Annotated in this window: 1 protein-coding gene; it reads left to right on the plus strand. The window is 63.4% G+C overall.

What is annotated here, in order from left to right; all coding sequences use genetic code 11:
• Nucleotides 1–6,620, plus strand: a 6,620-nt coding sequence (locus ACNKU7_RS18695; RefSeq protein ID WP_418298505.1) for a fibronectin type III domain-containing protein, incomplete at its 5' end; no start/stop codon positions are given.
• Between the last annotated feature and the right edge of the window lie 66 nt (nucleotides 6,621–6,686).

Raw genomic sequence — 6,686 nt, forward strand, 5'->3', positions numbered from 1 at the left:
TGGTGGTCACCGAGGAAGGCAGTGGTATCGACCTCGATTCCAGCTCCCTGGTGGTTAAGCGCAACGGCGTAGCCCTGTCCGGCTCCATGGCGCTGTACGAAGGCCAGGTTCAGTTCACCCCCGAAGCCCCATTCCTCGATGGCGAGTACGAGATCGTTGCGCGTATTGCAGACAAGCTCGGTAACCTGTCCATCCAGAAGACCTATACGTTCGTGCTGGACTACACCCCACCGGCACCCGCCGTATTGGGTGAATACCCATCGATCACCACCGTCAATGCCCAGACCTTTACTGGTAGTAAGGAAGCGGGCAGCGCAGTCTTGGTTAACGGCAGTCTGGCGGTGGTGGCGTCAGCGGAGACCACCTGGAGTACCCAGGTTGCCCTGCTGCAGGGGGATAACACCATCGAGTTTGTGGTGCGCGATGCGGCGGGTAATGCGAGCACGCCGACCACGGCCGCGATCCGTTACGATAACAACCCGCCGGGACCGGTTGCCTTGTCGATCGATCCCAGTGGCGATGGTACCGATCTGTTGCTGGATTGGAGCAGCTACGACGAGTTCACCAACGGTAACGACATCAGTGAGTACCGTATTTATCAAAGCGCTGCGGCGTTTAGCGATATTGCGGGTAAAACCCCGGTAGCCGTGGTTCCCCAAGGCACCAAACAGTTCCGTGTGGAGGGCTTGCCGCGTGCCACCGAAGCGCACTTTGCGGTCGTGGCGTTCGACACGCAGGCGCTGTTCAACCCGGCAGTGGCTTCTGCCTCGGCGGTGCCGGTGGATACCCAGGCGCCGGATGAGGTCGCCAACCTGGTGGTGGTGCCGGGTGCGGATAGCCTGTCCCTGAGCTGGAACCCGTCCGCCAACAGCGACGGCGATCTGGCGGGTTATCACGTGGCGTTTATCAATGATGCCGAAGGTCGTGTGGATGATATCCCGCTGGCGTCCCTGTCTGATCCCGCGGCGGTGGTGCAGTACACCGTGACCGGCCTCAGCCCGGCCACGTCGTACCCGATCCGCGTGTCCGCTTACGATAGCAGCGGTAATGGCTCCGCCGGAGTCACCGATGCCGGCACCACCCTGTTGCCGAACCCGGCGACGGTCTCCGTGGTACCGAAGAGCAGTCAGATCGAGATCACCTGGTCCAGTGTTGCCCCGTACAACCTGCTGAAGCACTACGCGGTGTATGTACAGGAAGCCAACTTCAGTTCGCTGGAAGGTCTGCAGGCGAAGAAGATCCAGAGCCGGGGGCTCGCCTCTGACAGCGAGCAGACCTGGTCCCTGGCCGGCCTGAAGAACGGCACCACGTATTACGTGGCCGTGGCATCGGTCAATATCTCCGGCGGCAGCGACCCGCAGGTAACCCCGGTGGCGGTGACCCCGGTCGCGGATACGGACGGCCCGGTGATCAGTGCCGCGCACTATCAGCAGGGCAGCGACCTGCTGGACCTGCTGGCGGTACCGCAGCTGTCCCAGGATGGCCGCTTCCAGATCACCGCCAGTGACGACTCGGACATTGCCCGCGTGGAGTTCTTTGTCGATGGTATTTTGCTGGGGACCGAGTACGCCGCCAGCAACGGCGCCTTCGGCCGTTCTCTCACCCTGCAGACCCTGACCGATGGCGATCACGCCCTGATGGTCAAGGTTTACGACGTGTGGGAGAACAGCACCATCGGCCAGTACGCCTTCAGTGTGTTACTGGCCTCGCCCGCCGCACCGCAGATTACCGCCCCGGTGGAAGGCACCATCAGCAACCAGCCGCGGGTACTGATCCAGGGTGAGGCCGAGCAGGGCACCCAGGTGCAGCTGTACCGCGATGGCACCGCGACCGGTGACACCCAGCTGGTGAACAGCTATGGCAAGTTCCAGATCGAGGTCACCCTGGAAGAAGGTCAAAACAGTATTACCGCCGCGGCGGAGTACCCCGGCCGCAGCGGTGGCTTCGGCCCGCACAGTGCCGCGCGCACCATCGAACTCAACACCTCGATCCCGGATGCACCGGCCAACCTGACCGTCATCGAGCGGGAACTGGGACAGATCTCCCTGTCCTGGGACCAGGTGGAGAGCAGCGATGCCAACAACATCACCGCCGGTTACAACGTATACCGGGCCACGGCGACCTTCGGTAACCCGCAACAGGCGCAGAAGCTCAACAGCCAGCTGTTGAAGGAACCCAAGTTCAGCGACCTGCCGGCAGAGGATGGCCATTACTTCTACGCCGTCACCGCCGTCAATGCCGCGGCCACCGAAAGTGCCCTGTCCAGCGTGGTCGAAGCCAACGCCGACAGCGCCGGCCCCCGTGTTGTAAATATCGGCTACCAGTCCAATGGGCTTGTGGATAGTGCCACGGGCCGCTATGCCCCGGGGACTGTGGAACTGGCGGTGCAGTTTGATGAACCCCTGCGCAACAAACCCTACTTCGCGCTGGTACCGGAAGGCGGTGTCCCGCTGACCGTCGAACTGCGCAAAGACTACAGCGACGACACCCTGTATACCGGCAGTTTTATGATCGAGCCCGGTATGCTCTCGGGTACCGCGTATGCGGTCATGTCGGCCCACGATGATGTGGGTAACCGCGGCACCCTGATCGACGCCGGCGGCACCCTGCTGATCGACGCCAAGGGCCCCGAAGTCATCGCCCTGACCCTCAACCCCGGTGCACCGCTCAAGGTCGACGGGCAGAACGGTTTGTTGGTGGAAGTGGTGGCCAAGCTGAACGACGAAGTAAAGCCCGGCACACAGCCCACCCTGATCCCGCAGCTCGACACGGTTGCCATCGCCGAGTACAGCGCCGGTATCAGCCTGACCCGCGATGCTCAGTCCAGCGACGGCGAACCCCTGTGGGTGGGCAACTTCATCCTGCCCACCACTGCCGGACAGGATGCCGAGGGCAACCCCTCGGTGGCCAACCTCAGCTTCAGTTACCAGGCCGCCGACGATCTGGATAACCTGGGCGACAAAGTGCGTGTGCGCAACGCCTTCCAGGTGTACCAGGGCGACTTGCCGCCACTGGATATCCCGCAGAACCTCAAAGCGATCGCCCAGCCCAATGCCGGCGTGGCCCTTGAGTGGGATCCGGTGGAAGACGCGCGCTACGTCCTGTATCGCCGTGCGGGGAGCGAAGCCGAGTTCACCGAACTGCTGCGCCTTACCGACACCAATACCGTCGACCAGCTGCCCGGCGATGGCCAGTACTACTACGCCATTGCCAGTGAACGCCGCAGCAACGAGCAGGTCGCCGTCAGTGCCCTGAGCGCCCCGGTGGCCGTGCGTGCTGACAGCATCGCCCCGGCCGCGCCGGCGGATCTGGCGCTGGAACTGAACGGTGCCGGCATCGTCGCCACCTGGACCGCGCCGACCAGTGATGCCCAGGGCAACACGGAAGAGGGCGTAACACTTACCTACAACCTCTACCGTCTCAACCTCGGCGAAGGGGAAAACGCCACCGCCGAGCTGTTGCAGAACGTCACCCCGCTGCAGACTGGTATCCCCGAGCCCATCGCGCTGGACAGCAACCCCAGCGAGAGCCAGCACGCCTATGCGATTACCGCACTGGACGACGCCGGCAACGAGTCCGTGCCCAGCGACACCGCCTACCTCAACTTCGGCCTGCTGCCGGTGAGCGACCTCAGCATCACCGTCAACGCTGATGGCCACCCGCAACTGCAATGGCACCACAGCGGTGCTGCCATTGCCGGCTACCGGGTGTATGTGGACGGTGCCGGTGCAGCGGGCGAGGGGGACACGGGTGAAGGAGTAGAGAACCTGCAGGAGATCACCACCGCGCTGATCTCCCACAGCGGCAACCCCACCACCTTCGTCGATGAAGGCTTCACCGCCGGCGCCCAAGGCGTCACCGCCGAGCGCCGTTACACCGTGATTGCCGAAGACAACCAGGGCGCGACCAGCATTGGCCACAGCCTGCTGTTGCCGGCACTCTCGGTCGAAGTGATCGAGCCGGCCGAAGGTCAGTCGGTACTGGAACGCGGCGTGATGAACGAAGTGCGCTTCCGGGTGCAAAACCGCGGCACCCAAAATGTCACCGGCGTACGGCTGTTCGCCACCGTCAGTGACAATGGCGCACCGCGTGAGCACCAGTCCGCCAGCTTCAGCGTCGCCGCCGGCGGTCTCGTCGAAGTGCCCATCGTCATCGGCGGTTACGCCAAGCTGAGCACCCTCAGCGATATCCAGCTGCGCCTCGAGCAGTCACCACTGCCCGGCGAACTGGTATTTATCCAGGCCCAGGATCAGGTGCTCGTCGGCGACGGCGCCCTGCGCCTGTCGCTGGAATCCGACACCGTCTATCGCGGCGGCCTCGGCAAGTTCCGCTTCACCCTGGAGAATACCTCCGCCGTGGAAACCGAACTGCTCATGGCCCGCAGCAACGGCAAGGCTGCCTCCAACGAGGTTCGCCTGCGGATCGAAGACAGCGACGGCAACCTCCTGTCACAGCAGCCCGTGCAGCAGTTCACCGGCAACGTCATCACCGTCGCCAATGGTGCCACCGTCGCACGCCTGCAGGCGGGGCAAAGCTTCGTCTCCGACTGGATCGAAGTGCCTATCCCTGCCGCCGCCCCGGATCTGGTCACCGTTGCCCTGGAAGTGGATCACTTCCGTTACCACACCGGCAAAGCCACCGAAGTGATCATCGACGGTAACGGCACCCGCACCCAGGCCTCCCTGCAGGAGACCGCCTACTACGGCGCCCTGGATGCCGTGACCCCAGCGGAGATCTACACCGCCGAAGACACCGTCACCCTCACCGGCCAGGCCATTGACCGCGGCAGCGACACCGCCACCGGCAACGTCCCCCTGACCCTGGTGATGGCACTGCGCGGGTTCGAGCGTCAGGCCTCCGTCATCACCGACAGCGACGGCCGCTTCAGCTACACCTTCGACCCGCAAGGGCAGAGTGGTATCTGGCGCGTCTCCGTCATCCACCCGGACAGCCTCGCGCGTCCCAACCAGGGCGAGTTCAGCGTACTCACCTCGGCAGTGACCCCGAACCAGGTCAGTATCCGGGTACCGCGCAACTACAACCAGGTGATCCCGATCACCGTCAAGGCCGGCTACAGCAGCGACCTGAGCAACGTCCGCTTGGTCTCTGTCGCCGCCCCTGACGACGCCCAGCTGCAGATCCCAAGCGGACTCCACCTGGATCCGGGCGCCATCATCGACCTGGCCCCGAAAGCCAAAGGCGTGATCAACCTCACCCTGATGGGCGACAACCTCGCCCCGGAAAACGGCTTCCTGTACTTCCAGGTTCTCGCCGACGTCAACGGCAGCCCACAGGTGTTGGAAGACATCGCCGTGGAATACCGCCTCTCGGAAAGCCGCCCGGTGATCACCACCAAACCGGCGTTTATCGACACCGGCGTATTACTGGGCGACAGCACCACCGAAGCCCTCACTCTCAACAACACCGGCTTCGACGTGCTGCACAACGGCACCCTGGAACTGCTGGACGACGCCGGCAACCCCGCCCCGGACTGGATCGGCCTCAACGGCACCAACAGTCTCGGCGACCTGGGCATCGGGGCCAGTCGCGACGTCAGCCTGCGCTTCGCCCCGGACAGCAGCGTTGCCCAGGGGAACTACAGCTTCAAACTGCAGATCACCGGCGACGGCGGCCACAGCTTCAGCGTGCCCCTCTACGTCGCCGTTGTCACCTCGGAAATGGGCGACGCCTTCTTCCATATCAGTGACATCTACACCGCCACCCTGGGAGAAGACAACCAGCTGATCCCCGGCCTGCAAGGTGCCAAGATCGAACTGCAGAACGAACAGGTGCTCTCCGAAACCCGCACCATCAACAGTGACGCCAACGGCGAAGCCCTGCTCAAAGACCTGCCCGCCGGTCGCTACAGCTACCGGGTTACCGCCTTCGACCACGAAAGCGTCGCCGGCCGCCTGTGGGTTAAACCCGGCATCACCGTCGCCGAAGACGTGTTCCTGATGAACCAGATCATCAGCGTCGAATGGCAAGTGAACGAGATCAACCTCGAAGACCGCTACGAGATCAAACTCGAAGCCACCTTCGAAACCCACGTCCCCGTCGCCGTGGTCATGCTCGACCCGCTCAGCATCACCCTGCCCGACATGCAGAAGGGCGACGTGTTTACCGGCGAACTGAGTGTCACCAACTACGGCCTGATCCGTGCCGACAATGTCACCAACACACTGCCCACCGGCAACGATGTCGTCGCGTTCGAGTTCCTCGCCGAAGTACCGGACACCCTGGAAGCGGGCGAGGTCGCGTATATCCCCTACCGGATTACCGCGCTCAGAGACTTCAACCCCGCGGAAGAGGGCGATGCTACGGGTGCTGGCTGTAGCAGTTACAGCTTCCAGTACCGGGTGAGTTACCAGAGTCAGTGTGCGAACGGGCAGATCGTACCGGGAGGCACCTCCACGCGTTGGGCCACAGCCACGTATGGCTCCTGCTCCAGCGGCGGAGGCGGTGGTGGTAGCAGCAGTTACTACTACGGGGGCGGCACCGGCAGTGGCTCGGGGTATGGGGGCGGCTACTCGGCGATCGGCGGGGAAGTAGAGACGCTGCGTTGCGAGCCGGATCCGAGCTGTGATGACTGTAATAAAGACAACAGCAGTGCCGAGTAAGAACGGCAAATAGAAAATGGGGAAGCGGGAGGCGTGAACTCCCGCTGCTTGAATGAAGACCAGGAA

Source organism: Microbulbifer weihaiensis, assembly GCF_048323715.1.
In the GTDB taxonomy this organism is placed as follows: domain Bacteria; phylum Pseudomonadota; class Gammaproteobacteria; order Pseudomonadales; family Cellvibrionaceae; genus Microbulbifer.